Below are 24,637 nucleotides of genomic sequence, written 5' to 3'. Positions count from 1 at the left end.
CGGTCGCGCACAACGGACACGTGACGCCGCCGACCGTGATCAGTGGCGGAAGGAACCCGACGGGGGCCACCTAGACTCGGCAGACGTGTCCCGGGAACCCATGATCGCCCCCAGCCTGCTGTCCGCGGACTTCGCCCGCCTGGCCGAGGAGGTCGCGCGGGTCGCCGACGCCGACTGGCTGCACGTCGACGTCATGGATGCGCACTTCGTGCCGAACCTGACGCTCGGCCTCCCCGTCGTCGAGGCGATCCAGCGGGTGAGCCCGGTGCCGCTGGACTGCCATCTGATGATCGAGGACCCCGAGCGCTGGGCGCCGGGCTACGCCGAGGCCGGCGCCCGCAACGTGACCGTGCACGTCGAGGCCTGCCGCGACGCCCGCGCCGTCGCCCGCGACATCCGCGCCGCCGGTGCCCTCGCCGGTCTGGCGATCAAGCCGGGCACCCCGCTGGAGGACCACCTCGAGCTGCTCCGCGACTTCGACACCCTGCTGGTCATGAGCGTCGAGCCCGGCTTCGGCGGCCAGTCCTTCATCGCCGACGTGCTCCCCAAGGTGCGCGAGGCCCGCCGGCTGGTCGACAGCGGCGAGCTGAAGCTCATCGTCGAGATCGACGGCGGCATCAACGCCGACACCATCGAGCAGGCCGCCGAGGCCGGCGTGGACATGTTCGTGGCCGGCTCCGCCGTCTACGGCGCCCGGGACCCCGCGGCCGCCATCGCCGCACTCCGCGCGCAGGCGGCAGCGGCGCGACCAGCGTGACGGTCTCCGACGCCGAGCTGCGGGGGATGGCCCGGGCCCGGGAGCTCGGGACGTCGGCGCTCGGCACCACCAGCCCGAACCCCGCCGTCGGCGCGGTGGTCCTCGCCGCCGACGGCACGATCGTCGGCGAGGGCGCCACGAACCCGCCGGGTGGCCCGCACGCCGAGGTGGTCGCGCTCGCCCAGGCCGGCGAGCGGGCCCGCGGTGGCACCGCCGTCGTCACCCTGGAGCCGTGCGCGCACACCGGCCGCACCGGCCCGTGCGCCGACGCCCTGCTCGCCGCCGGGATCGCCCGCGTGGTCGTCGCGGTCCCCGAGCCGACCGCGCTGGCCGGCGGGGGAGCGGAGCGCCTGCGCGCCGCCGGGGTCCACGTCGTCGTCGGCGTCGAGCAGGAAGCCGCCGAGCGCGGCGCGCTGGCCGGGTGGCTCACCGGCGTGCGCGAGCAGCGGCCCCACGTCATCTGGAAGGTGGCGGCCACCCTCGACGGGCGGGTCGCCGCCGCCGACGGCAGCAGCCGCTGGATCACCGGCCCCGAGGCGCGCGCCGAGGTGCACCGCATCCGGGCCGGCTGCGACGCCGTCGTCGTCGGCTCGGGGACGGCGCTCACCGACGATCCGCAGCTGACCGTGCGGGACGCCGACGGCCGGAACGCCGACCGGCAGCCGCTGCGCGTCGTCGTCGACCGGTCCGGTCGCCTGCCGGCCACGGCCCGGGTGCTCGACGACGCCGCCCCCACGCTGGTCAGCCGGGCGGAGACGCCGACGGCTCTGCTGGCCGAGCTCTTCGCCCGCGACGTGCGCCGGGTGCTGCTCGAAGGCGGCCCCACGCTGGCCGCGGCCTTCCTGCGCGACGGCCTCGTCGACGAGGTCGTCGTCCACCTCGCACCGAAGCTGCTGGGCGCCGGACCGTCCCTCGTGGGGGACCTGGGAATCACCGGCATCGGCTCGGCGCTGTCCTTCACGGTCGCCGGTCTCACCCCCCTGGGCGGGGACGTGGAGATCCGGCTGCACCCCACCCGGCACACTGGTGGGGGCACCCGCACCAGCGGGGACGCATCGGACGGAGGGAGCTGAGGTGTTCACCGGCATCGTCGAGGAGGTGGGCACCCTGGCGGCCCGGCGGGACCAGGGCGACTCCGCGGTCCTCAGCATCCGCGCGAGCACCGTCCTGACCGACGTCTCGCTGGGCGACTCCATCGCCGTCAACGGCGTCTGCCTCACCGTCACCGGCGTGCAGCCCGACGCCGACGGCACCGGGATCTGGACCACCGACGTCATGGCCGAGACGCTGTCCCGCAGCTCGCTCGGCGCGGTGGCCGAGGGCGCCCCGGTCAACCTGGAGCGCGCGGTCAGCCCGCAGACCCGGCTCGGCGGCCACATGATGCAGGGCCACGTCGACGGCGTCGGCTCGATCGTGTCCCGCACCCCGGCCGAGCACTGGGAGGTCGTCCGCATCGGACTGCCCGCCGGGCTCGGCCGCTACGTCGTCGAGAAGGGCTCCATCGCCGTCGACGGCGTCTCGCTCACCGTCAGCGCGGTCAGTGCCCTGGACGACGCAGTGACATCTGAGACTGGCCACTGGTTCGAGGTCAGCCTCATTCCCACCACCCTCCGCGAGACCACGCTCGGCGCGCGCGCCACGGGGGAGACCGTCAACCTGGAGGTCGACGTGATCGCCAAGTACGTGGAGCGACTGCTGGGAGCCCGCTCGTGAGCGCGCCCGTCACCCGGCTGGACTCCATCGAAGCCGCTCTCGCCGACATCAAGAGCGGCAAGCCGGTCGTCGTGATCGACGACGAGGACCGCGAGAACGAGGGCGACCTCATCTTCGCCTCCGAGCTCGCCACCCCGGAGCTCGTGGCCTTCATGGTCCGGTACACCTCCGGTTACATCTGCGTGGCCGTGTCCGAGGAGGACGCCGACCGGCTCGACCTGCCGCCCATGCACCGGGTGAACCAGGACCGGCACGGCACGGCGTACACGGTGACCGTCGACGCCCGCGAGGGCATCACGACCGGCATCTCCGCCGCCGACCGCGCGCACACGATCCGGACCATCGCCTCGGCCGAGACCACCTCGGCCGACCTCGCCCGCCCCGGGCACGTCGTGCCGCTGCGGGCCCGCGACGGCGGAGTGCTCCGCCGCCCCGGCCACACCGAGGCGTCGGTCGACCTGGCCCTGCTCGCCGGCCTGCGCCCCTCGGGCGTGCTCTGCGAGATCGTCAGCGAGAAGGACCCCATCGGCATGGCGCGGGCCGAGGAGCTGCGCGTCTTCGCCGACGAGCACGACCTCTGCCTGATCTCCATCGCGGACCTCATCGCCTACCGCAAGCGCTTCGACAAGCTGGTCGAGCGCGTCGCCGAGGCGATCGTGCCGCTGGCCCCGGGCACCTTCACCGCCGTCGGCTACCGCAGCTCTTACGACGAGCGCGAGCACGTGGCCTTCGTCTACGGCGAGATCGGCGAGGGCGAGGACGTGCTGGTCCGCGTCCACTCCGAGTGCCTCACCGGCGACGTCTTCGGCTCGCTGCGCTGCGACTGCGGGCCCCAGCTGCAGGCGGCCCTGGCGGCCGTCGCGCAGGAGGGCCGCGGCGTCGTCCTGTACATCCGTGGCCACGAGGGCCGGGGCATCGGCCTGCTGCACAAGCTGCAGGCCTACCAGCTCCAGGACGCCGGCGCGGACACCGTGGACGCCAACCTCGACCTCGGCCTGCCCGCCGACGCCCGCGACTACGGCACCGGCGCGCAGATCCTCGTCGACCTGGGCATCCACACCATGCGGCTGCTGACCAACAACCCGGCCAAGCGCGCCGGGCTGGAGGGCTACGGCCTCAAGGTGCTCGGCCGGGTGCCGCTGCCCAGCCACGTGACGGCGGAGAACCTCGGCTACCTGCGCACCAAGCGCGACCGGATGGGCCACCTGCTCGACATCATCGAGCCGGAGACCGAGTCCGGGCCGGCCGACACCGTGTCCGCGCCGGCCGATGCTCCCGGCGCCACCACCGTCCCCGGCACCGACGTCCCGCTGCGTCAGAACGAGCAGCCGGCATGAGCGGGGCAGGAGCACCCGAGGCACGGCCGGTCGACGCCGCGGGGCTGACCCTCGGCATCGTCGCCACCACCTGGCACGCCGAGATCACCGGCGCGCTGCTGGACCGCGCGCTCGCCGCGGCCGAGGCCTCCGGGATCGCGAAGCCGACCGTCGTCCGTGTGCCGGGCGCGGTCGAGCTGCCCGTCGTCGCGCAGGCGCTGACCGAGCAGCACGACGCCGTCGTCGCCCTCGGTGTCGTCATCCGCGGCGGCACGCCGCACTTCGAGTACGTCTGCGACGCGGTCACCGCAGGGCTCACCCGTGTGGCCCTGGACGCCGGCAAGCCCGTGGGCAACGGCGTCCTCACCACCAACGACGAGCAGCAGGCGCACGACCGCTCCGGCCTGCCCGGCTCGGTGGAGGACAAGGGCTGGGAGGCCACCATCGCCGCGCTGCAGACCGCGATCGTGCTCCGCGAGCTGCGGACGCCCCAGCGGCAGACCGGCTTCTCGATCAGCCCCGCAGGCCAGGAGATCCGTTCGTGAAGACCTTCGACTCCCTCTTCGCCGAGCTGGCCGCCAAGGTGGCCGAGGGCGACCCGGCCTCGGGCACCGTCACCGCCGTGCGCGACGGGGTGCACGCCGCCGGCAAGAAGGTCGTAGAGGAGGCCGCCGAGTCCTGGATGGCCGCCGAGCACGAGGGCGAGGAGCGCACCGCCGAGGAGATCAGCCAGCTCCTCTACCGCGTGCAGGTGCTCATGCTCGCCCGCGGCCTGACCCTCGACGACGTCTACACCCACCTGTAAGCAATCCGAGAACCAGGAGACAACCCCGTGCTGCGCATCGCCGTGCCGAACAAGGGCGTCCTGAGCGAGCCCGCGGCGGAGATGCTCGCCGAGAGCGGGTACCGCCAGCGGCGCAGCACCAAGGACCTCGCGATCTACGACCCGGAGAACGACACCGAGTTCTTCTACCTCCGCCCCCGGGACATCGCCGTCTACGTCGCCGCGGGCACGCTGGACGTCGGCATCACCGGCCGGGACATGCTGCTGGAGACCGCACCCGCCGACGGCGAGGGCCCGGCCGCTGTCGAGGACATGCCCCTGGGCTTCGGGCGCTCGTCGTTCCGCTTCGCCAGCCCGCTGGAGTCGGGGATCGAGAGCGTCGACCAGCTGGCCGGCAAGCGGATCGCCACCGCCTATCCGGTCCTGCTGCAGCGCTACCTCGCCGAGTCCGGCATCAAGGCCGAGGTCGTCAAGCTCGACGGCGCGGTGGAGACCGCCTGCCGGCTGGGCGTCGCCGAAGCTGTCTGCGACGTCGTGGAGACCGGGACGACGCTGCGCGCCGCGGGGCTGCACATCATCGGCGACCCGGTGCTGACCAGCGAGGCCGTGATGGTGCGCCGCGAGGGCGCCGAGGAGATCCCCGCGGTGGCCCAGCTGCGCCGGCGGCTGCGCGGCGTCCTGGTGGCCCGCCAGTACGTGATGCTCGACTACGACTGCCCGAACGACCTGCTCGCCCAGGCCACCGCCATGACGCCGGGCATCGAGGGCCCGACGGTCAGCCCGCTGCAGACCGCCGGCTGGTCCGCGGTCCGCGCGATGGTCGCCAAGGCGGAGACCAACCGGGTCATGGACGAGCTCTGGGAGCTCGGCGCCCGCGCCATCCTGGTCACCAGCATCCACGCCTCGCGGCTGTAGGAGGACCCCGCATGCGCCGTCTGCTTCCGCTCGTCGTGCTGCCCCTGCTGCTGCTGGGCGCCTGCGGTTCGCAGCCGGCTGACGACGCGGACGAGCCGGCCGCCGGCTCGTCCGCGGATCCGGGCACCACGACCGGCATCGAGCAGACGCAGAACGACCTGCGCATCGACGTCGACCGGGGCGACGGCTCGCCGCCGGAGTCCTGGACGCTGGTCTGCGCCGGCTTCGTCGAGGGCACGCACCCGCAGGCCCAGGCGGCCTGCGACCACCTCGCGGGCATGACCGAGCCGTTCGCCCCGCTGGCCGACGACCTCATGTGCACCGAGCAGTACGGCGGCGACCAGACGGCCCGGATCACCGGCCGGTGGGCAGGGCAGGCGGTCGAGCTGGACCTGTCCCGCCGCGACGGCTGCCGCATCTCCCAGTGGGATTCGTTCGGCCCGGTGCTGCCCATCCCCGTGGGGGTCGGCCAGCCGTCGGGCTGAGCGGGGTCAGCGCACCCGGGTGGTGCGCTCCACGAGGTCGATGGCCGTGCACAGCCCCAGCGCGGTCGCCCGCCCGCTCGTCGCGCCGCCGTCCAGCAGCCGGTCGACGGCGGGAGCCAGCGGGCGCTCGCCCACCAGACCGCGCAGGACCGCCGCGTACTCGGCGCTGACCCGGCCCGCCGCCGCGTGCCGGAGCAGCGCCGCGGACAGCTCGCTGGTGCGCCCGGCAGCCAGTGAGCAGACACCGGCGGCGAACCGCTCCGCGGCCGGGTGACCGAGCAGGACGAGCCCGGCCACGGTGCCGGCCATGACGTCGTCACCGGCCGGGGTCACGCCGGGACCCGAGCCGATCAGGCGGGTCGCGGTGCGGAGGGCGGCCTCGAGGTCGGCCCGCCGGACGGCGCCACGCAGGGCGGCGAGAGGACCGCCAGGACCGGTCGGGAGGCCCGGGAGCGTGAACGAGCTGTGCGGGACGCCCTCGCCGTACAGGGTGTTGCGGAGCTGCCGGACCCCCTCCGGGAGCAGCGCCGGCCGGCCACCGGGCAGCCGGGGCCGCGGGTCCCACCACGCCGCGGCGCTGACCACCAGGTCGCCGACGACGATCCGGCCGCCGCCGACCTCGGCGCGGGCACCGGCGGCCAGGGCGACCAGCGGCCGCCCGTTGCCGGGCCGGAAGAGCACGCAGCCGAGGGGGAGCCGGGTGGCGTCGCTGGTGAGGATGCCGACGACGTCGCCGGTCGCGCGCTCCCCGACCACCTGCAGGTAGACGGCGGTGGGCGAGCTGAGCAGCACGCGCGCCTGCCGCACGGGCCCGCGCAGCAGGGCGGCGACGCCGGTGCTGGCGGCGGCGGGCACCGCGGCGCAGCCCTTCGCGGGCCGCGCGGTCCGCGCCGCGGCCTGGGCGGAGTGCCGGGGGAGCGGGATGGTCGGCACGCCTGCGCGCGCCGCCCGGCCCCGCAGCGCGGCTCCGTCACTCCTGTCGCTCCGGACTGTGGTGTCGTCGATCGCGCGCATCTCGGCCTCTCCCCGGCGAGGACGGAGGGGGCCGGTGGATCGACTCCCTGCCGCTGGATCCGGCTGCCCGTACGGAGGGTGCGCGCGGCTCCAGAGGAAGCGCATACCATCCAGCGGGCGGGCCGAACGGGTCGAACCTAAGCGGCGCGTCGCACGCCCTCTTATGGCGGATCTCGCCAAGAATGGGTCTCGGCGTCCAGGGACACCTGACATGATCCCGCGGTGTGGCACCCTGGATGACGACCGGAAGGAAATGCTTCGTGACCCAGAGTGACGCTTCGATGGTTGCCTCTACGCGCGGTAATGGAACCCTGCCGTTCCGTCGCAACTGGGCTGTCGACGAGTCGCCGCGGCTGGAGAGCCGGGACGAGCGCACCAGCTGGCAGCAGCGCCTGGGGCTGAGCGTCCAGGAGGCACTGGAGCTCCCGGCCCTCGCCGGCACGAATGTCGCGGCCGGATCGGCCGGCCTCGCCCGCGTCGTCCGCCACATGGTCGTCGACGACCCCGCGGAGCCGCTGGCCGCCGCCGCCCCCGACGTCCTGGTCGTCCTGGGCGCCCGGCTCCCGCCGGCAGATCCGGCCAGCTGCCGGGCCCTGGTGGAGCGACTGGACCTCCTCGGCACGGCCGCCCTGGCGTTCCGGCGCACCGACGGCCCGCCGCCGCTGCCCGCCGAGGTGCTCGCCGAGGCCGACCGCCGCGGCCTGCCGATCCTCGCGCTGCCGCAGAGCGCCCGGCTGGACGAGGTGGTCTCGGCGGTGCTCGGCACCGTGGTGGCCAAGCAGGGCGAGGCGCTGGCCCTGTCCTCGCGCATGGACGACGCGTTCACCGAGGTCGCGCTCACCGGCGGCGGCCTCGCGGAGGTCGCCCACCGGCTGGCGGTGATCCTCGACGGCGCCGCCGTCCTGGGCCTGGGGCCGGATCGCGAGATCGTCACCAGCGCCGGCCCGGTGGCGGACGTCGAGGAGATCAGCGACTGGCTCTGGCTGCTCGACGCCGCGGCCGATGACGCGCTCGCCGAGCTCACCCCGTCCCGCCGGCTCTCCGGCGTGCGGGCCGACCAGACGGTGGTCACCCCGGCCGACGTGCTCGCCGACGCCGACCTGTCCCCGGCCGACGGCATCCTGCTCGTGCCCGGCCACCACCAGCTGCCCGGCGGCCTGGGTGAGTACGCGGTCGCGCCGATCATGGCCGGGGACCAGCGGCACGGCTGGCTGGTCGCGGTGCACCGGACCGGCGCGATGATGGTCGGCGCCGGCGGTGTGCTGGAGCGAGCCGCAGTCATCGCCGCGCTGTCGGTGATCCGCCTGCAGGCGGTCCACTCGGTGGAGCTGCGCTTCCAGGGCGACCTGGTGCGCCGGCTCGTCGGTGGAGCCGTCGGCCACCCCGAGCGGACCCTGGCCCACACCCGTTCCTTCGGCTGGCGGCTGGAGGGCACGGTCGCGGTCCTGGTCACCGCCACCGAGATCGCCCCCGAGGCCGCCGCCGACCCGACCCGCGCCCTCGACGTCCTCGACCGGCTGGCCGACGGATGGCGCGCGGCCCTGGAGTCCGAGGTCGCGGGTGCCGCGGTCGCCGGCCTGGCGACCGAGATCGTCACGCTGCTGCCGCTGGACGGCCGTACCCCCGAGGAGCTGTCGGCGATGGTCGCGGCGGTGACCTCCCGGGTCAACGGCCGGCTGCGCCGGATGGGCCGGCTCCTGGGTACCGGCATCGGCCGCCCCGCGGCATCCCTCGCGGAGATCTCGGAGGCGCACCGGCAGGCGCAGCGCGCCCTGGGCGTCGGGCAGGAGATCCACGGCGGCTCGGTCACGCACTTCGACCAGCTGGGCGTCTTCCGGCTGCTCTCGCTCATCCCCGACAGCAGCGAGCTGCGGTCCTACGTCGACGAGGTGCTCGGCCCGCTGGCCGACGCCGTCGACGCGGACTCCGCCGACCTGCGGGAGACGCTGCGGGTCCTGCTGGAGACCAACCTCAACGTCGCGGAGTCGGCCCGCCGGCTGCACTTCCACTACAACACGATGCGCTACCGGATCGGCAAGCTGGAGCGGATGCTCGGCCCGTTCACCACCGACCCGAACCTGCGGCTGAACCTGCTGCTGGCCCTGCACGCCGCGCGCATGCGTGGGCTGGACCAGCCGCATCGTCCGCCGCTGGAGGCCGGGCTCGGGCTGTCCGACGACGGCTTCGACTCGCTGGTGTGACCGTCGCCGTCGACGCGCTCGTCGCGCGGATGACGGCACTGGCCGGGGAGCTGGAGCGGTCAGGGGATCCGGCTCGCCACTTCCTCGGCACGTACCTGCGCACCACGCGGGCGGTGGCGGCCGCGCTCGACCACGGCCGCTTCGAGGACCCCGAGTGGGTGTCGCGCTGGGACGTCGACTTCGCCGACCGCTACCTCGACGCGCTGGCCGCTCACCGCGCCGATCCGGCGTCGGCGCCGGCCCCGTGGCGGCGGGCCTTCGGCGCCGATCCGCAGCTGCGCCCCGAGGGGCACGTGCTGCTCGGCATGAACGCGCACATCAACTACGACCTCCCGCGGTCCCTGATGGCGGTGATCCCGCCCGGGGACTTCGCCGACGCTGAGTTGCTCGCCCGCCGGCACCGGGACCACGGGCGGATCGACGGCATACTCGCCCGCCGGGTGGGCGAGGAGGACCTCGCGCTGCGCCGGGCCGGTGGCACCCGCACCGTCCTGGACCGGCTGCTCACCCCGGCCAACCGGCTGGCCGCCGTCGTCTTCCTCCGGGAGTCGCGCCGCCGGGTGTGGGTCAACACCGGCGTGCTCCATGCCGCGCGGCTGGCAGGGCCCGCCGCCTCCGCCGCCCGGGTCGCCCAGCTGGAGACGGCGAGCGCCGCCCGGGTGGCCGACCTGCTGCGTCCCGGGCCGGTGCTGCTGCGGCTGGCCGTGCACGGCTTCGGCGTCGTCCTCCCGGCTCCGGACGGCGGACCCGGCTGATCGCAGGCAGGGTGGACGGCGAGCGCCGCACGGAGCGGCGCGGGAGGAGATCCGCATGAGCGAGGCCCAGCCCCTGTCCGGCAAGGTCGCCCTGGTGACCGGTGCGTCGTCCGGCATCGGCGAGGCGACCGCCCTCGCGCTGGCCGCGGCCGGCGCCTCCGTCGCCATCGGCGCCCGGCGCAAGGACCGGCTGGAGGAGCTCGCCACGCGGCTGCGGGACGACGGCGCCACGGTCCTGCCCCTCGACCTCGACGTCACCGACGAGCAGTCCTGCGCCGACGCCGTCCGCCGGACCCGGGACGAGCTGGGCGGCCTCGACATCCTCGTCAACAACGCCGGCGTGATGCTGCTGGGAACCATCGTGGGCGCCGACCCCGAGGACTGGCGGCGGATGCTCTCCACCAACGTCCTCGGCGTGCTCTACATGACGCACGCCGCTCTCGACGGGATGGTCGAGCAGGGCAGCGGCGACATCGTGAACATGTCCAGCGTCGCCGGGCGGACCGCCCGCAAGGGAGCCGGCGTCTACAACGCCAGCAAGTGGGCGGTGAACGCCTTCAGCGAGTCGCTGCGCCAGGAGGTCACCGGGCGCGGGGTGCGGATCGGCCTGGTCGAGCCGGGCGCGGTGAGCACGGAGCTCACCGACCACATCACCCAGCCCGACGCCAAGGCCGCCTCGCAGAAGATGTACACGGACATGCGGGCGCTGGAGGCCGACGACATCGCCCGCGCCGTCGTCTACGTCGTCTCCCAGCCGGCGCACGTCGCGGTCAACGAGGTGCTGGTGCGACCCACCGACCAGGAGCGCTGACAAGGGACATCCGGAACGGCAGACTGCGGGCGTGGACGTACTCGTCACCGGTGCCACCGGCCGGCTGGGCCGCAGTCTCGTACCTCGTCTCTCGGAGGCCGGGCACACCGTCCGGTCGATGTCCCGGCGCGGGACCGGTCCCGGCGGGGTCCGGGGGGACCTCGCCACCGGGTTCGACCTGGTGAACGCGCTCGCCGGCGCCGAGGTGGTCGTGCACGCGGCCACCGATCCGCGGGGCAACCCGTGGGAGGTCGACGTCGCCGGTGCCCGGCGGCTGGTGGAGGCGGTGGACCGCGACCGCCTCCGGCACCTGGTCCACGTGTCCATCGTCGGCATCGACCGCATCCCGATGAACTACTACCGCGCCAAGTACGCCGCCGAGCAGGTGCTGCTGGCCTCGGGGCTGCCGCTGACGCTGGTGCGCATCACCCAGTTCCACGAGTTCGCCGACGAGCTGCTGGAGACCACCCGGCGCGGTCCGCTGCTGCCGGTCCCGATGGGCTGGCAGGTGTCGCCGGTCGACGTCGACGACGCGGCCGCGCACCTGGTCACCGTCGCCGGCGCGCAGCCCAGCGGGGGAGTGGTGGAGTTCGCCGGCCCCGAGGAGCACTCGATGGCCGACCTCGCCCGCGCCTGGGCCGCCGTCCGGGCACCGAACGCGCGGGTGATCTCGACGCCGGTCCCCGGACGCCTGGGGGCGGCGATGCGGGACGGCGCGGCAGTGCCTGCCCGTGGCGGGCGGGGGAGTCGGACCTGGGCGCAGTACCTGGCCGACTCGCCGCCGCCGGGCTGACGGTCGCGGCGTTCCTGCCATCCTGCGAGGCAGGACGGACAGCCGCGCGCCCGGTCCGGTAGACGCCGGAGAACCGTCGTCCTCCGCGCCTACAGTCCGCTGGTGACCTCGCCCCGGACCGCCGTCGCCGATCCCCGCACGCTCCTCGCCGTCGTCGTGACGGTGCTGGCATGGGCGTCGGCGTTCATCGGGATCCGTGCGGTGGGGGAGGACCTCTCGCCCGGTGCGCTGGCGCTCGGTCGGCTGCTCGTCGGCACGCTGGTCCTGGGGCTGCTCGTCGCCCGGGCCGGCTGGGTGCGGCCGACCCGTGCGGACTGGCGCCTGCTCGCGGTGTGCGGGGTGGGCTGGTTCGGCGTCTACAACGTGGCGCTCAACGCGGCCGAGCAGCACCTCGACGCCGGGACGACGGCGATGCTGGTCAACATCGGTCCGATCCTGATCGCGCTGTTCGCCGGGCTGTGGCTGGGCGAGGGCTTTCCGCGGCGGCTGGTCATCGGCATCGGGATCGCCTTCGGTGGCGTGCTGCTCATCGGTCTGGCCACCCGCAGTGCGGACGCGGACCTGGTCGGAGTGCTGCTGTGCCTGGTCGCGGCGCTCACCTACGCCATCGGCGTCGTGGCCCAGAAGCCGCTGCTGGGCCGGCTGCCCGGGCTGCAGGTCACGTTCACCGCATGCGCCATCGGAACGATCTGCTGCCTGCCCTGGACCGGGGTGCTCGTCGGCGAACTGGGCCGCGCGCCCGCGTCGTCGGTGGCCGGAATGGTCTACCTGGGCGTCGTGCCCACCGCCCTGGCCTTCAGCACCTGGGCCTACGCCCTGCGCCGCATGGACGCCGGACGGCTCGGCGTCACGACGTACGTGGTGCCGCCACTGGTGATCGGATTCGGCTGGCTGCTGCTGGACGAGGCGCCGCCGGCCCTGGCGCTGGTCGGTGGTGCTGTCTGCCTGGTGGGCGTGGCGGTGTCCCGCACGCGCAGCCGCCGTCCCTCGCGTGCGGCGGAGACGGTGGCCGGCTGACCGTCCGGTGTGCGCGGGGCGGCCGGCATGGGGTAGGCACGGACCGGGGACGGCCGTACGGGTCGGCCCCGGGGCCGCCGGGAGGGGACGTCGTGGAGCAGCAGGACTGGACGCGGGTGGTGGACGCCGCCACGCGGGCGCCGTCGATCCACAACACGCAGCCGTGGCGGTTCGTCGCCCGGCCGGAAACGCTGGAGCTGCACCTCGACGAGGCACGGTCCCTACCGGTCCTGGACCCCACCGGCCGCCAGCAGGTCATCAGCTGCGGCATCGCGCTGGAGTTCGCGGTCGTCGCGCTGGCCGCTCAGGGGTGGGGCGCCGAGGTCGAGCTGCTGCCCGCCGGTGGAGCGCTCGGCGCCGTCCGGCTCACCGGCCCGGCTCCCGCCACCGACGAGGCCCGGTCGCTCGCGGACGCGATCCGGCGTCGGCACACGGTTCGCACCCCGTTCGCCCGTCAGGCCGTCCCCGAGGGGCTGATCGAGCGGTTGCAGGCCGAGGCGGAGGAGTTCGGCACCTGGCTGAAGCCGATCACGCGCTCGGAGGAGGAGGTCGCCACCGTCTTCCTCATCTCCCGTGCCGAGGAGATGGAGCAGGGTGACCCCGCCTACCTGGCCGAGCTGGAGAGCTGGCTGCGCACCGATCCCGGCGCCGAGGACGGCGTCCCGGTGGGGGCCCTGCCCGAGGGTGACCCGTCGGAGCGCGCGTCGAACTGGCTGATCCGGGACTTCGTGGCCGGCCAGCGCGAGCCGCACGCCTTCCGTGCCGCCGGGGACCCCGATGCCCCGCCGCCCGAGGTGGAGCGGCCCGCCGTCGTGCTCATGGGCACCGACGGCGACGACCGCGCAGCCTGGCTCTCGTCCGGCCGGGCGCTGGGGCGGGTGCTGCTGAGGCTGACCGACGCCGGCCTGGTCGCATCCCCGCTCACCCAGGCGCTCGACTGGCCGGCGACGCGTACGCGCATGCAGGCGCGGCTGTCGCTGGTGGGGCACCCGCAGATGCTGCTGCGCCTGGGCTATCCCCAGGAGGGCCCGGACGCCGTGGTCAGCGGCCGACGGCCGGTGGCGGACGTGCTCCGTCTCGAGGCCCCGGGCGTCGAGGGTGGGGGCTGACGGGGACCTCAGTCGCGCCGGGACGGGGCCCACGGGTCGTCGGGGTCGATGTCGGCGCGGTCGTCGTCCTGTGATCGGCGGGCGGCGGCCTCGAGGGCGGCGTCGCGCACCCGGGCCTGCTCGGCGCGGCGGAGCTCCTGCTCGGCGCGCTCGGCCTGCAGCGACGCCGACGACGTCGGCTCGTCGGTCCGGCCGGACGTCCAGCCGAGCACCGCGCCGGTCAGCGCGAGCGCGATCGGCAGCGGATAGGCCGCCACTCGTTCGGTGCCGCCCTCGCCCAGGTAGCCGACGACGCCGGTGAGGAAGAAGATCGTCGCCGCGGTGGCCACGATGCCCAGCAGCACCACGACGGTTCCGAGGAGTTCCGAGCGCGGGCGCACGGCGTAGGCGAGGGCGATCAGGCCGACCCCGCCACCCACGAAGTAGGCGACCGCGCCGATGGCGTGCATCGTGCCGTTGCCGTCGAGGGGGAAGACCCCGACGAGCAGGGTGCCGAGCGCCGCCGCGCCCAGCAGCATCGGCGCCACCCGGCCCGCTGCTCCGCGCAGGGCGGGACGCAGCAGCAGGGCGCCGCCCAGGATCAGCGCGGCCTGGACCACGAACGAGGCGTTCATCAGCTGGCGACCGGCGGAGTCCGCGGCCCCGAGGGCGCTGATGACGTCGTCGACGCGGGAGTACGGCGCGTCGTAGCGGACCTGCGCGAGCGCCTCCAACACGAAGAACTGGAGGGTCAGCAGCCAGAGGAGGGCGCCCCAGCGGAGGCGGGCGGAAGTCACGGGCGTCATGGTCGCAAACCGTCCTGGGGAACCCGGGACAGGACGGCGGCGTACTGCTCGGCGGTCAGCCACGAGGGGTTGCTGCCGGCCGGCATGCGGATTACCTCGGCGTCCCGGAACGCGGGATCGGCGGTCAGTTCGGCCCGCGGAAGCGGCTCGGCCAGCAAGCGGAGCCGGACCGGGACCGCGGGCTGCCCGGTCCGCTCCTCGACCTCCCCGGCGACGGCTCCGATCGCGTGCACGCCGGGCCGGTCGCGGCCGCTGACCCAGAGGACGCAGGGCCGGCCGGGAGTCATCAGCGCCAGCCGGTAGGAGTGCCGCACGCACCGCTCGACCAGGAGCTCCTCGCCGGGCGACCACGTCGGGGCGAGGAGCTCCGGGACGGCTGCCGACTTGAGCAGCCAGCAGGCGACGTCCTCGGACGTCAGCCGGGGCCTCGTCAGTCGGAGCCCCGTCAGTCGGTGGCCGAGTGCTGGTCGGCGCCGGCCGGGTTCGCATCGTCGGAGCCGACGGCCTGGCGCTCCTGCTCGGTGCGGTGCTCGAGCGCCTCGTCGCCGAGGTGGGGGTCCTTGGCGTGCTCCTGGCGGTCGCGCGGCGCCTGCTCCTGCGGCGTGATGACGTCGTCGAGGGTGGGGCGGTCCTGGGGGTCGGTCACGGTGTCGTCCTCCGTCGGTCGGGAAGGGGTCGCAGCACCCATAGCCCACGGTCACTGGGGCTAACCGGGATGACGATCACCGTGGCTCCAGCCGGGCTGCGGGGAGCCAGGCCTCCACCAGCGCCGGGCCCTGCGGGCGAGGCACGGTGTAGACCACACGCCCCTCCCAGCCCGCGTCCCGCCGTCGCCATTCCACGAGCAGACCGGGCCAGATCCCGGGCGTCTCCGGGGGATCGCGCACCCAGCAGTGCCGCCCCTCCTCTCTGACGGTGTCGGGGACGGAGGGCGGCTCGACGGTGATGCCGGAGCTCGCCGCGCGGTCGCCCAGCGAGCGTCCCGATCTCCCTCGGTTCATGCCTCCGGCCACACCCGAGTCTCGCACGGTCGTCGAACACACGTTCGATACCGGCCCCACATCACCTCTGGCGGGCCAACCCCAGCCGTCACAGCCGCCACAGTCGCCACACTGACCGCCCCGGGTCGTTCCGCTGCGCTTAACGTTCCCGACGTCAGGGGGCAATCCCGTACCCGTCGAATACGTGGTGTCCCTCAGAAGATCCAAGGAGTTCCCTGAATGACCCTCCCCTCTGCTCGGAAGGCCCTCGCGGCCGGTCTGGGCTTCACCACGCTCACCGCCGTGCTGGTCGCCGGCGCCCCGAGCGCCGGAGCCGCCCCCGAGCGGAAGCCCGCCGGGCCACCCCCGGTCGAACTGCAGCTCTTGGCCCTCAACGACTTCCACGGTCAGCTCGAACCGCCGGCGTCGACCAGCTCCTCGAGCAGGCTGCCCGGCGAGACCGGAGCATTCGGTGGAGTCGAGTACCTCGCCACGCAGGTGCGGGCCCTCGAGGCGGAGAGCAAGAAGCAGAACACGCTCACCGTCGCTGCCGGCGACCTCATCGGCGCCACCCCGCTGCTCTCGGCCGCCTTCCACGACGAGCCGGCGATCGAGGCGCTCAACCGCATCGGCCTCGACTACGCCAGCGTGGGGAACCACGAGTTCGACGAGGGCTCGCACGAGTTGCTGCGCATTCAGCACGGCGGATGCCATGAGGACGGCTGTGCCGACCCCGACCGGCCGTTCGAGGGCGCCGACTTCCAGTACCTCTCCGCCAACGCCTTCTCCGAAGAGGGCGGCGTGGACGACACGCTCCTGCCGCCGTACGCCATCCACAAGGTGCAGGGCATCGACGTCGGTTTCATCGGCATGACCCTCGAGGGCACGCCGGGCATCGTGACCCCGTCCGGTGTCGCGGGTCTCGACTTCGCCGACGAGGCGGACACCGCCAACCGGTACGCAGCGGAGCTGAAGGCCCAGGGCGTCGAGGCGATCGTCGTGCTGATGCACGAGGGCGGCACGCAGACCGGCGCCGGCATCGGCGTCGACACCTGCGTGGGCATGGGCGGCCCGGTCACCGAGATCGTCCCGCGGATGTCTGACGCCATCGACGTCGTCGTGACCGGCCACACGCACCAGGCCTACAACTGCACGATCGACGGTCGCCTCGTCACGAGCGCGAGCTCCGCCGGCCGCCTGGTCACCGACATCGACCTGACGCTGGACCGTCGCACCGGTGACGTCCTGACCGCGAAGGCGGACAACGTGCCCGTGTCGCAGGGCCTGCCCAAGGACCCGGTGCAGACCGGGCTCATCGCCTACTACCGCGAGCTGCTGGGCCCGATCGCCTCGCAGATCGTCGGTCAGGCGACCGCCACGCTCAGCACGGCGCGGGAGACCCTGTACACGTACCCCGGGCCCCCCGCGGCCGACGGCAAGCCGACCACGGTCACCGTCCTCGGTGAGTCGCCGCTGGGCAACTTGATCGCCGACGCGCAGCTGGCGGCGACGGACGACGACGCCGACCTGGCCTTCATGAACCCGGGTGGGGTGCGGGCCGACATCCCGGCCGGTGAGATCACCTACGAGGAGGCCTTCACCACGCAGCCGTTCGGCAACTACCTGACGACGGTCTCGCTGACCGGCGCGCAGATCCAGTGCGTGCTCGAGCAGCAGTTCGTCAACGGCACGGTCCTCCAGCCGGCGGGGATCACCTACGCGGTCGACCCGAAGGGCACCACGGGTACGGCGAAGGACCCGTGCCAGGGGACCCGCGTGCCGGACGACTCGGTCCGCATCGGGGACGCTCCGGTCGACCCGGCGGCGTCGTACCGGGTCACGGTGAACAACTTCCTCGCCGACGGCGGGGACCGGTTCTCCCTCTTCGCCACGGGCACCAACCGCACCGATGTGGTCTCGCCGGAGGACGACCTGGCGGCCTTGATCGAGTACCTCGACCCGGAGGTCCCGACCTCCCCGCCGGCGACCGACCGGATCTCGGTCCGGCAGTAGCCGCTGACGACCCGAGGGGCCCGTCCCTCCACCTGGAGGGGCGGGCCCCTCGCTGTCCTGTCGCAGTCGCCCGTCCTCGCACCGCAGTCCCAACCGTCCGGAAAGGACGTCTTCGTGATCGTTCGCACTGACGGCAGGCGCGTGCTCGCGCGCCGCGCCGCTCTCGGCACCCTCGCCGCCTCCGTGGCCGTGGTGGGCCTGCCCGCCTTCGCCCACGCGGCCGCGCCGACCACCCCGTTCATCTCCGAGATCCACTACGACAACGCAGGTGGCGACGTCGACGAGTTCGTCGAGGTGCAGTTGCCGGCGGGTGCGAGCTCCTCGGGCCTCGCCGTCGTCCTCTACAACGGCAGCGACAGGGCGCCGTACGCCACGCTGACCCTGCCGGCAGTGACCGCGCCCGCGGACCGTGCCGCTGCGGTGGTCGTCGCGGGGCCGTCCAGCGGCATCCAGAACGGTGCGCCCGACGGCCTGGCACTCGTCCGCGGCACCGAGGTGCTGGAATTCCTCTCCTACGAGGGCACGATGACCGCCGTCAGCGGCGCCGCGGCCGGTCGGACCAGCACCGACATCGGCGTGGCCGAGGCCGGCACCGAGACGCCCGGGCAGTCGCTGTCGCGCGTCTACGACGCCGCGCGGGACGCCCTCGTGTGGTCCGGTCCGGCCGCGGCGACCAAGGGCGCGGTGAACGGCGCGTCCGGCACGCCGCCGGAGCCCGAGCTGGCGCCCGTCTGCGAGGTCGCACCCACCCACGAGATCGGCGCGGTGCAGGGCGCCGGCCCGGCCACGCCGCTGGCCGGGCGGACCGTCACCGTCCGCGGCGTCGTCGTGGGTGACGTCGAGGGCCTCTCCGGCTTCTACCTCCAGGACGCCGACGGGGACGGGGACGCGGCCACCTCTGACGGCGTCTTCGTGTTCAGCCCGGTGGCCGTCGACCTCGGCGACAGCGTCGCCGTGCGCGGCCAGGTCCAGGAGTTCGGCGGCCAGACGCAGATCAGCTCCCGCACCGATGTCGAGGTCTGCGCCGACGGCTCGGTCGCGGACCTGCCGGCGGCAGCGCCGCTGGACCTGCCGGCCGACGAGGAGGCCCGCGAGCGGCTCGAGGGCATGCGGGTGGCCCCGGCCGACACGCTGACCGTCAGCGAGATCTTCGACCTGACCTCGTACGGCGAGCTGACCCTCTCCGAGGGCGGCCTCCTGGTGCAGCCGACCGAGCTCGCCCGCCCCGGCACCCCCGAGGCGGAGGCGATCGCCACGGCCAACATGCTGCGCCGGATCGTGCTCGACGACGGCGTCAGCGCCCGGGTCACCACGACGACCCGCCCCTACCTGTCGCCGGCCACCCCGGTCCGGGTCGGTGACCGCCTGGGCTTCACCTCCCCGCTCGTCCTCGGCTACGGCTTCAACGCGTGGCGGCTGCAGCCGGCCGACGGCACCGCCGAGGGCACCTTCGCGCCGCAGAACACCCGGCCGGCCGCTCCGGCACCGGTCGGCGGCGACGTCCAGGTCGGCGCGTTCAACGTGCTGAACTACTTCCTCACCCTGGAGGAGGACGGCGGGCGCGGCGCGGTGACGACCGCGGCCTTCGAGCGTCAGGCCGGCAAGATCGTCCCGGCGATCCGGGCGCTGGACGCCGACGTGGTGACCCTCATGGAGATCGAGGACACCGATTCCACGGGCTACAGCCCGGGCAACGCCGACAAGGCGCTGGAGGACCTGGTGGGCCGGCTGAACGCGGCCGCGGGCGGCGACGAGTGGAGCTACGTCCCGATGCCGACGGAGCTCTACGCCGTCGACCGCGACGTCATCCGCAGCGCGATCATCTACAAGAACGACGTCGTCCAGCCGGTGGGCCCCTCCGTCGGCCTGGTGGACGAGACGGTCTGGGGCAACGCCCGCGAGCCGCAGGCGCAGACCTTCGCCAAGGACGGCGACGCCTTCACGGTGGTGGCCAACCACTTCAAGTCCAAGGGCTCCGGCAGCGGTGCGGACAACGCCGACCAGGGCGATGGCCAGGGTGCGTCCAACGGTGACCGCGTGCGCCAGGCCCGCTCGCTGGCCACGTTCACCGAGGAGCTGCGGGCCTCCACCGGGGAGCAGGACGTGGTCCTGCTGGGCGACTTCAACGCCTACACCCAAGAGGACCCCATCGAGGTGCTGCGCGAGGCCGGGTACGTCGACCTGGGCGAGGAGTTCGACCCGGGCCGGTACAGCTACGTGTACGACGACATGTCGGGCTCGCTGGACCACGCGCTGGCCACCACCGCGCTGACGCGCAAGGTCACCGGCGTCGCGCACTGGAACATCAACTCGGTGGAGTCCTTCGCCTACCAGTACACCGGTGACCCGGCGCTGTACGCCGCGAACCCGTACCGGTCCAGCGACCACGACCCGCTGGTGCTCGGCATCGACCTGGAGGAGCGCTGCCAGGGTCTCGTGCCGACCATCCGCGGCACCGAGGGGGACGACGTCCTCACCGGCACCAACGGGCGCGACGTGATCATGGGCCTCGGTGGCGACGACGTCATCACCGGCGGCAACGGGGACGACGTCATCTGCGGTGGCGCCGGGAACGACCGGATCGCCGGGGACAACGGGAACGACGTCCTCTCCGGTGGCTTCGGCACCGACGTCCTGGACGGCGGCAACGGGGCCGACACGCTCATCGGTGGTCCGGGCACCGACGTCCTGAACCAGGGACGCGGCACCGGTGCCACCGAGCAGGACGGCGCCGAGTCCTGACCTGACCCGGCCCGGCCCGGACGCGCACCGGCGCGGCATCCCTCGGGGGATGCCGCGCCGGTGTCGTTCCTGTGTCAGCCCGGGCCGACGCCCTCGGCGAGGGTGCGGGCCACCGTCTGCAGCAGCGGGTGCCCGGGCAGGTCCTCCACGAGGACCGGCAGCGGCAGCGACCAGTTGGGCCGCTCGTTCGCGCCCGGCATGTTCGGCCGCCGCTGCTCGCCGACGGCGTCGTCCAGGGTGACCGACAGCAGCAGCGACGGCGCCGTCGCCAGCAGCGCGTGCGCCTGCTCCACCGCCTGCTCGACCGTGGCGTCGTCGGAGAGCCCGGGCAGGTGCTCGAGCAGCGAGTTGCGCCCCCGCTCCAGCTCCTCGTCGGTGCCCGTGCCGTACTCGCGCTGCTCGTCGACGTCGGCCTCGGTCCACAGCCCCGCCACGGTGGGCAGGTCGTGGGTGGTGATGGCGGCCATCGCCTCGGCCGGCCAGTGCACCGGGGCGTCGTCCTCGAACCACAGCAGCCGGTAGGAGAGCACGCCGTGCTCGGCCATCGCCTCGCGCACGCCGTCCTCGACGGTGCCGAGGTCCTCGCCGACCACCAGTGCCTGCGCCCGGTGGCTCTCCAGCGCGACGATGTCCAGCAGGTCCTCGGCGGGGTAGCGCACGTAGGCGCCGTCGGCGGCGCTGCCGTCGACCGGCACCCACCACAGGCGGAACAGGCCCATGACGTGGTCGATCCGCAGCCCCCCGGCGCCGGCCATGGTGGCGCGGATCGACTGGATGAACGGCTCGTAGTCGGCGTCGCGCAGCCGCCACGGGATCAGCGGCGGGGAGCCCCAGTCCTGCCCGGCGGAGTTGAACGCGTCCGGCGGGGCGCCGACGCTGACGCCGTCGGCGAGCACGTCCTGCCAGGCCCAGGCGTCGGCCCCGCCGCCGGCGAAGCCGATCGGCAGGTCCTGGATGACGGTCAGGTCGCCGGTCGCCGCGGTGAACTGCAGGTCCAGTGCCCACTGCAGCCAGGCGTGGAAGGCGACGACGGCGCCGTGCTGCTCCTGGTAGGCGGCCAGCGCGGATCCGCCCGGACGGCGCAGCTCCTCGGGCCAGGTGTGCCAGTCGGCGCCGTGCTCCTCGGTGATCGCAGCCCAGGTCGCCCAGTCCTGCAGCGTCGAGCCCTGCTCGTCCCGCCAGCGGGCGAACGCCTCGCCGCCGCCGTGGGCGAGGAAGATCCGCATCAGCACCTCGCGCTTGCGGGCCCAGATCGCGTCCCGGTCGATCAGCGGGCCCTCGGAGAGCGCGCGGCCGGCGTCCTCCTCGACGTCGACCTTGTCGGCGCCGGGCACCTCGCTGATCCGCAGGTAGATCGGATTCAGGAAGCGGCGGGTGGCGGGCAGGTAGGGGCTGGCCTCCTGCTGCTCGATCGGGGCGACGGCATGCAGCGGGTTGATCAGCACGAAGCCCGCGCCCTGGTTCTCGGCCATCCGGCGGATGCTGCGCAGGTCGGCGAGGTCGCCGATGCCCCAGCTGTCCCGGCTGCGGGTGGCGTAGAGCTGCACCGCCCAGCCCCACGTGCGGTCCTCGGGCAGCCAGCAGCGGCCGGGGGAGACGATCAGCCGGCGGCGCCGGCCCTCGGGGGACTGCAGCCAGTGGTAGCCGAGCGGGAAGTCGGGCGGCAGGTGGCCGTCGATGTGCCGGACCTCGCCGTCCTCGCAGACGATGTCGGCCTCGTCGACCTCCAGCGCGTCACCGGGTCGGGCCACGATCGGCGCCCGTTCCTCGAGGTCGGCGGGTGGTTCGCCGATGATCTCCCGCAGCGTGTCGATGGTCTTCTGGGCTACCTGGTGCTCCTCGTCGAGCGCGTCGAGCCAGCTCGCATCGATTCCCCAGTCGTCGGTCGTCGGCTTCGGTGTCACCGGTCGATCCTCTCCGGACCGGCGACAGCCCGCAGTGTCAGTCCCGCGGCCGCGCGCGTGACGTCGCTCGCGTCGTCGCCGGCGCGGCCGCCGGGTCCTCCGGCCACGGGTGCCGCGGATAGCGGCCGCGGAGCTCGCTGCGGACGGCGGGGTAGCCGGTGATCCAGAAGCCGGCGAGGTCGGCGGTGGTGGCGACGACGCGCCGGGCGGGGGAGAGCAGCTGCAGCCGCAGCGGACGGCCGGCCACCCGTGGGGCGTCCGCCCAGCCGAACACCTCCTGCACGCGGACGGACAGCGTGGGGACGTCCGGATCGGTGTAGTCCACCGCGATGCGGGATCCGGTCGGGACGGCCACCCGCTCGGGGACGACGTCGTCGAGCTGCCCGGCGACCTGCCACGGCACGAGCGCCCGCAGCGCGGCGACGACGTCCAGCCGGCGGAGATCCGCCCGGCTGCGGGCGCCGGAGACGTCGATCGCGGCGAGCAGGGCGTCGTCGTCCACAGCGGGCCACGGCTCGCCGAGTCCGGCGTGCGCGGCCGCCAGCCGGGCCCGCAGCCCCCGGGCGGCGGGCGTCCAGTTCAGCAGGTCGAGCCCCTCGACGCGCAGGCCCTCGGCGACCGCGGCCGCCACCGCGCCAGGGTCGGCGGCCCGTGCCGGGCGCTCGGCCAGGACGACCGCGCCGAGGCGGTCCACCCGGGCGCTTCGCACGTCGCCGTCCCGCCAGGACACCTCGTCACGGTCGGAGTGCAGCGCGCCCCCGGCCTCCAGGGCGGTCGCCTCGTCGATCGCGACCGCGGCCCGCACCCGGGCGTCCCGGCGTCCCGGAGCCCGGTCGGCGACGGCGACCGCCAGCCACGGAGCGCCGGTCAGCGACGTCCCGGGCGCGAGTTCGGCGCCGGTGCCGCCGGCCATCAGGTAGGTGGTGCTGCCCGGGCGGCGGCGGGCGAGCCGCTCGGGATGGGCGAGGCCGACGACGAGCCCGGCGGCGGTGTCGTCGGCCAGACGGGGGGCCGGAGCGTCGGGGACGGCCCGTTCCAGGCGGGCGACCTCCTCGCGCCAGCGGGCGGTCGCGCCGCGGTCGGTGCCGGCGCGGAGGGCGCGCCAGACGGCGGCCAGGTCGTCGCTGCGCATCGGCAGGTCGGCGGAGAGGAGGGCGACCACCTCGGCGGCCCGGCGCCGGCCCACGAGCGGGGCGCCGTCGAGAAGAGCCCGGGCCGGCCGCGGATGGACGCCGACCGCTGTCAGGGCCCGGCCGCGATCGGTCACCCGGCCGTCGCCGTCCAGCGCGCCGAGCGCCTGCAGCGTCTGGGCGGCGACCTGGAGAGCCGCCGCCGGCGGCCGGTCGAGCAGGTTCAGACCCTCACCGCCGGGTGCTCCCCAGCAGGCCAGTTCCAGGACGAACGCGGTGAGGTCGGCCGTGGCCACCTCCGGCTCCTCGTGCGCGGGCAGCCGGTCCTGCTCGGCGGAGGTCCAGCAGCGGTAGACCGCGCCCGGGCCTTCGCGCCCGGCGCGGCCGGCCCGCTGGGTGACCGCGGCCCGCGACGCCCGGACCGTGACCAGCGAGCCCAGGCCGCGGGCCAGGTCGGCGCGGGGTACCCGTGCGAGCCCGGCGTCCACGACGGTCCGGACGCCGGGCACCGTCAGGCTGCTCTCCGCGAGTGCCGTGGCGAGCACGACCCGGCGTCGCGGGCCGGAGCGCAGCGCGGCGTCCTGCGCGGCGCCCGGCAGTCGCCCGTGCAGGGGCAGGACGTCGGCGTCGAGCCCGCTCAGCTGGCCGGTCACGGTGCCGATCTCGCCGGCTCCGGGGAGGAAGACCAGCACGTCGCCTTCACGCTCGGCCAGGGATCGGCGGACGGTCGCGGCGACGTGCCCGAGCAGGCGTGGGTCGACCCGGAGGCCGTGCGGCGGATCGACCGGGGTGGTCGGCGGGGACCACACGACGTCGACGTCGTGCAGCACGCCGGCCGCCTCGACGATCGGCGCGGGCTTCCCGTCCGTGCCGAGCAGCGCGGCCAGCCGCTCCGCCTGGGCGGTCGCCGACATGGCGAGCAGTCGCAGGTCAGGGCGTAGGGCGCCGCGGACGTCGAGGCAGAAGGCGAGGGCCAGGTCGGTGTCCAGGTGCCGCTCGTGGCACTCGTCGAGGACCACGGCGTCCACCCCGGCCAGCTCGGGGTCCGCCTGCAGCCGACGCACCAGCAGCCCGGTGGTGACCACCTCGATCCGGGTGGCCGCGCTGCGGCGGCTGTCGCCGCGGACGCTGTACCCGACGCGGCCGCCGACCTCCTCGCCCAGCAGGGCGGCCATCCGGCGGGCGGCGGCGCGCGCGGCGACCCGGCGCGGCTCGGCGACGACGATCCGTCCGGGCAGCGTGCCCGCCAGCGCGAGCGGGACGAGCGTCGTCTTCCCGGTGCCCGGCGGTGCGACCAGCACCGCGGAGCCGGCCGACGCCAATGCCTCGGCCAGCGCGGGCAGCGTGGCGCGCACCGGCAGGTCGGTCCCCGGCGTTCCGGGCGGTGGCAGCACGCGTCCAGTGTGGAGGGCG

General features: G+C 74.6%; 23 protein-coding genes. 16 read left to right on the top strand and 7 right to left on the bottom strand.

Features of this window, described 5'->3' with window-relative positions; all coding sequences use genetic code 11:
• The first annotated feature begins 85 nt into the window (after nt 1-85).
• From rpe to LBW97_RS00415, 8 genes are read left to right on the top strand one after another with little or no spacing between them, the layout of a single operon-like run.
• Nucleotides 86-757, top strand: a complete 672-nt coding sequence (gene rpe, locus LBW97_RS00450; protein ID WP_224497439.1) for a ribulose-phosphate 3-epimerase — start codon at nt 86-88, stop codon at nt 755-757.
• Nucleotides 754-1,830, top strand: coding sequence for a bifunctional diaminohydroxyphosphoribosylaminopyrimidine deaminase/5-amino-6-(5-phosphoribosylamino)uracil reductase RibD (gene ribD / locus LBW97_RS00445; protein WP_224497438.1), 1,077 nt, complete (start codon nt 754-756; stop codon nt 1,828-1,830). The genes rpe and ribD overlap by 4 nt, the downstream gene beginning before the upstream one ends.
• A 1-nt stretch (nt 1,831) precedes the next feature.
• A complete protein-coding gene (locus LBW97_RS00440; RefSeq protein ID WP_224497437.1) occupies nt 1,832-2,470 on the top strand; it encodes a riboflavin synthase in 639 nt (212 codons plus the stop codon).
• On the top strand, nt 2,467-3,807 hold the full coding sequence (locus LBW97_RS00435; protein ID WP_224497436.1) for a bifunctional 3,4-dihydroxy-2-butanone-4-phosphate synthase/GTP cyclohydrolase II: 1,341 nt from the start codon (nt 2,467-2,469) through the stop codon (nt 3,805-3,807). Before LBW97_RS00440 ends, LBW97_RS00435 begins: the two co-directional genes overlap by 4 nt.
• Nucleotides 3,804-4,331 (top strand): 6,7-dimethyl-8-ribityllumazine synthase, encoded by a 528-nt coding sequence (gene ribH, locus LBW97_RS00430; RefSeq protein WP_224497435.1) that lies wholly within the window; start codon nt 3,804-3,806, stop codon nt 4,329-4,331. Before LBW97_RS00435 ends, ribH begins: the two co-directional genes overlap by 4 nt.
• Nucleotides 4,328-4,591, top strand: a complete 264-nt coding sequence (locus LBW97_RS00425; RefSeq protein WP_224497434.1) for a phosphoribosyl-ATP diphosphatase — start codon at nt 4,328-4,330, stop codon at nt 4,589-4,591. Before ribH ends, LBW97_RS00425 begins: the two co-directional genes overlap by 4 nt.
• A gap of 27 nt (nt 4,592-4,618) precedes the next feature.
• The gene (gene hisG, locus LBW97_RS00420; RefSeq protein ID WP_224497433.1) at nt 4,619-5,485 is read left to right on the top strand and encodes an ATP phosphoribosyltransferase; all 867 of its coding nucleotides are present in this window, start codon (nt 4,619-4,621) and stop codon (nt 5,483-5,485) included.
• An 11-nt stretch (nt 5,486-5,496) separates the two neighbouring features.
• Nucleotides 5,497-5,970 (top strand): SSI family serine proteinase inhibitor, encoded by a 474-nt coding sequence (locus tag LBW97_RS00415; protein ID WP_224497432.1) that lies wholly within the window; start codon nt 5,497-5,499, stop codon nt 5,968-5,970.
• A gap of 6 nt (nt 5,971-5,976) precedes the next feature.
• On the opposite strand, the gene LBW97_RS00410 is transcribed toward LBW97_RS00415, so the two are convergent.
• Nucleotides 5,977-6,984, bottom strand: coding sequence for a DUF2877 domain-containing protein (locus LBW97_RS00410; RefSeq protein ID WP_224497431.1), 1,008 nt, complete (start codon nt 6,982-6,984; stop codon nt 5,977-5,979).
• A gap of 281 nt (nt 6,985-7,265) precedes the next feature.
• On the opposite strand from LBW97_RS00410, the gene LBW97_RS00405 reads away from it, so the two are divergent.
• The 6 genes from LBW97_RS00405 (at nt 7,266) to LBW97_RS00380 (ending at nt 13,670) form a co-directional block, all read left to right on the top strand.
• Nucleotides 7,266-9,185, top strand: coding sequence for a helix-turn-helix domain-containing protein (locus LBW97_RS00405; RefSeq protein ID WP_224497430.1), 1,920 nt, complete (start codon nt 7,266-7,268; stop codon nt 9,183-9,185).
• Nucleotides 9,182-9,940 (top strand): DUF5995 family protein, encoded by a 759-nt coding sequence (locus LBW97_RS00400; RefSeq protein ID WP_224497429.1) that lies wholly within the window; start codon nt 9,182-9,184, stop codon nt 9,938-9,940. The genes LBW97_RS00405 and LBW97_RS00400 overlap by 4 nt, the downstream gene beginning before the upstream one ends.
• 55 nt (nt 9,941-9,995) lie before the next feature.
• Nucleotides 9,996-10,751 (top strand): SDR family NAD(P)-dependent oxidoreductase, encoded by a 756-nt coding sequence (locus tag LBW97_RS00395; protein WP_224497428.1) that lies wholly within the window; start codon nt 9,996-9,998, stop codon nt 10,749-10,751.
• Nucleotides 10,752-10,782: 31 nt separating this feature from the next.
• The gene (locus tag LBW97_RS00390) at nt 10,783-11,544 is read left to right on the top strand and encodes an SDR family oxidoreductase (RefSeq protein WP_224497427.1); all 762 of its coding nucleotides are present in this window, start codon (nt 10,783-10,785) and stop codon (nt 11,542-11,544) included.
• A gap of 102 nt (nt 11,545-11,646) precedes the next feature.
• Nucleotides 11,647-12,561 (top strand): DMT family transporter, encoded by a 915-nt coding sequence (locus LBW97_RS00385; protein WP_224497426.1) that lies wholly within the window; start codon nt 11,647-11,649, stop codon nt 12,559-12,561.
• Between the two features lie 92 nt (nt 12,562-12,653).
• Nucleotides 12,654-13,670, top strand: a complete 1,017-nt coding sequence (locus tag LBW97_RS00380; protein ID WP_224497425.1) for a hypothetical protein — start codon at nt 12,654-12,656, stop codon at nt 13,668-13,670.
• 8 nt (nt 13,671-13,678) lie between these two features.
• On the opposite strand, the gene LBW97_RS00375 is transcribed toward LBW97_RS00380, so the two are convergent.
• The 4 genes from LBW97_RS00375 to LBW97_RS00360 all read right to left on the bottom strand — a co-directional run bounded on the left by LBW97_RS00375 (nt 13,679) and on the right by LBW97_RS00360 (nt 15,456).
• A complete protein-coding gene (locus tag LBW97_RS00375; RefSeq protein ID WP_224497424.1) occupies nt 13,679-14,455 on the bottom strand; it encodes a DUF998 domain-containing protein in 777 nt (258 codons plus the stop codon).
• The gene (locus tag LBW97_RS00370; RefSeq protein ID WP_224497423.1) at nt 14,452-14,769 is read right to left on the bottom strand and encodes a hypothetical protein; all 318 of its coding nucleotides are present in this window, start codon (nt 14,767-14,769) and stop codon (nt 14,452-14,454) included. Before LBW97_RS00370 ends, LBW97_RS00375 begins: the two co-directional genes overlap by 4 nt.
• Before the next feature lie 131 nt (nt 14,770-14,900).
• On the bottom strand, nt 14,901-15,101 hold the full coding sequence (locus LBW97_RS00365) for a hypothetical protein (protein WP_224497422.1): 201 nt from the start codon (nt 15,099-15,101) through the stop codon (nt 14,901-14,903).
• Nucleotides 15,102-15,177: 76 nt separating this feature from the next.
• Entirely contained in the window at nt 15,178-15,456 is a 279-nt protein-coding gene (locus LBW97_RS00360; RefSeq protein ID WP_224497421.1) for a hypothetical protein, read from the bottom strand.
• Nucleotides 15,457-15,675: 219 nt separating this feature from the next.
• Between LBW97_RS00360 and LBW97_RS00355 the strand changes: the two genes are divergently transcribed.
• A complete protein-coding gene (locus LBW97_RS00355; protein ID WP_224497420.1) occupies nt 15,676-17,448 on the top strand; it encodes a bifunctional UDP-sugar hydrolase/5'-nucleotidase in 1,773 nt (590 codons plus the stop codon).
• A gap of 114 nt (nt 17,449-17,562) precedes the next feature.
• Nucleotides 17,563-20,190, top strand: a complete 2,628-nt coding sequence (locus LBW97_RS00350; RefSeq protein ID WP_224497419.1) for an ExeM/NucH family extracellular endonuclease — start codon at nt 17,563-17,565, stop codon at nt 20,188-20,190.
• A 74-nt stretch (nt 20,191-20,264) separates the two neighbouring features.
• Here LBW97_RS00350 and malQ read toward each other — a convergent pair whose 3' ends face one another.
• Together malQ and hrpB are read right to left on the bottom strand one after the other, a co-directional pair.
• Nucleotides 20,265-22,094, bottom strand: a complete 1,830-nt coding sequence (gene malQ / locus LBW97_RS00345; RefSeq protein ID WP_224497418.1) for a 4-alpha-glucanotransferase — start codon at nt 22,092-22,094, stop codon at nt 20,265-20,267.
• Between the two features lie 37 nt (nt 22,095-22,131).
• A complete protein-coding gene (gene hrpB / locus LBW97_RS00340) occupies nt 22,132-24,618 on the bottom strand; it encodes an ATP-dependent helicase HrpB (RefSeq protein WP_224497417.1) in 2,487 nt (828 codons plus the stop codon).
• Between the last annotated feature and the right edge of the window lie 19 nt (nt 24,619-24,637).

Origin of the sequence: Blastococcus sp. LR1 (genome assembly GCF_020166105.1) — a bacterium.
Taxonomy (GTDB): domain Bacteria; phylum Actinomycetota; class Actinomycetes; order Mycobacteriales; family Geodermatophilaceae; genus Blastococcus.
This window is presented reverse-complemented; position numbering and strand designations above follow the sequence as displayed.

Bases quoted from the DNA above. Each gene is read 5' to 3' on its own strand.
- LBW97_RS00405 (WP_224497430.1), top strand. From the start codon at position 7,266: ATGGTTGCCTCTACGCGCGGTAATGGAACCCTGCCGTTCCGTCGCAAC.
- LBW97_RS00360 (WP_224497421.1), bottom strand. From the start codon at position 15,456: ATGAACCGAGGGAGATCGGGACGCTCGCTGGGCGACCGCGCGGCGAGC.
- LBW97_RS00410 (WP_224497431.1), bottom strand. From the start codon at position 6,984: ATGCGCGCGATCGACGACACCACAGTCCGGAGCGACAGGAGTGACGGA.
- ribH (WP_224497435.1), top strand. From the start codon at position 3,804: ATGAGCGGGGCAGGAGCACCCGAGGCACGGCCGGTCGACGCCGCGGGG.
- LBW97_RS00395 (WP_224497428.1), top strand. From the start codon at position 9,996: ATGAGCGAGGCCCAGCCCCTGTCCGGCAAGGTCGCCCTGGTGACCGGT.
- LBW97_RS00375 (WP_224497424.1), bottom strand. From the start codon at position 14,455: ATGACGCCCGTGACTTCCGCCCGCCTCCGCTGGGGCGCCCTCCTCTGG.
- LBW97_RS00415 (WP_224497432.1), top strand. From the start codon at position 5,497: ATGCGCCGTCTGCTTCCGCTCGTCGTGCTGCCCCTGCTGCTGCTGGGC.
- LBW97_RS00355 (WP_224497420.1), top strand. From the start codon at position 15,676: ATGACCCTCCCCTCTGCTCGGAAGGCCCTCGCGGCCGGTCTGGGCTTC.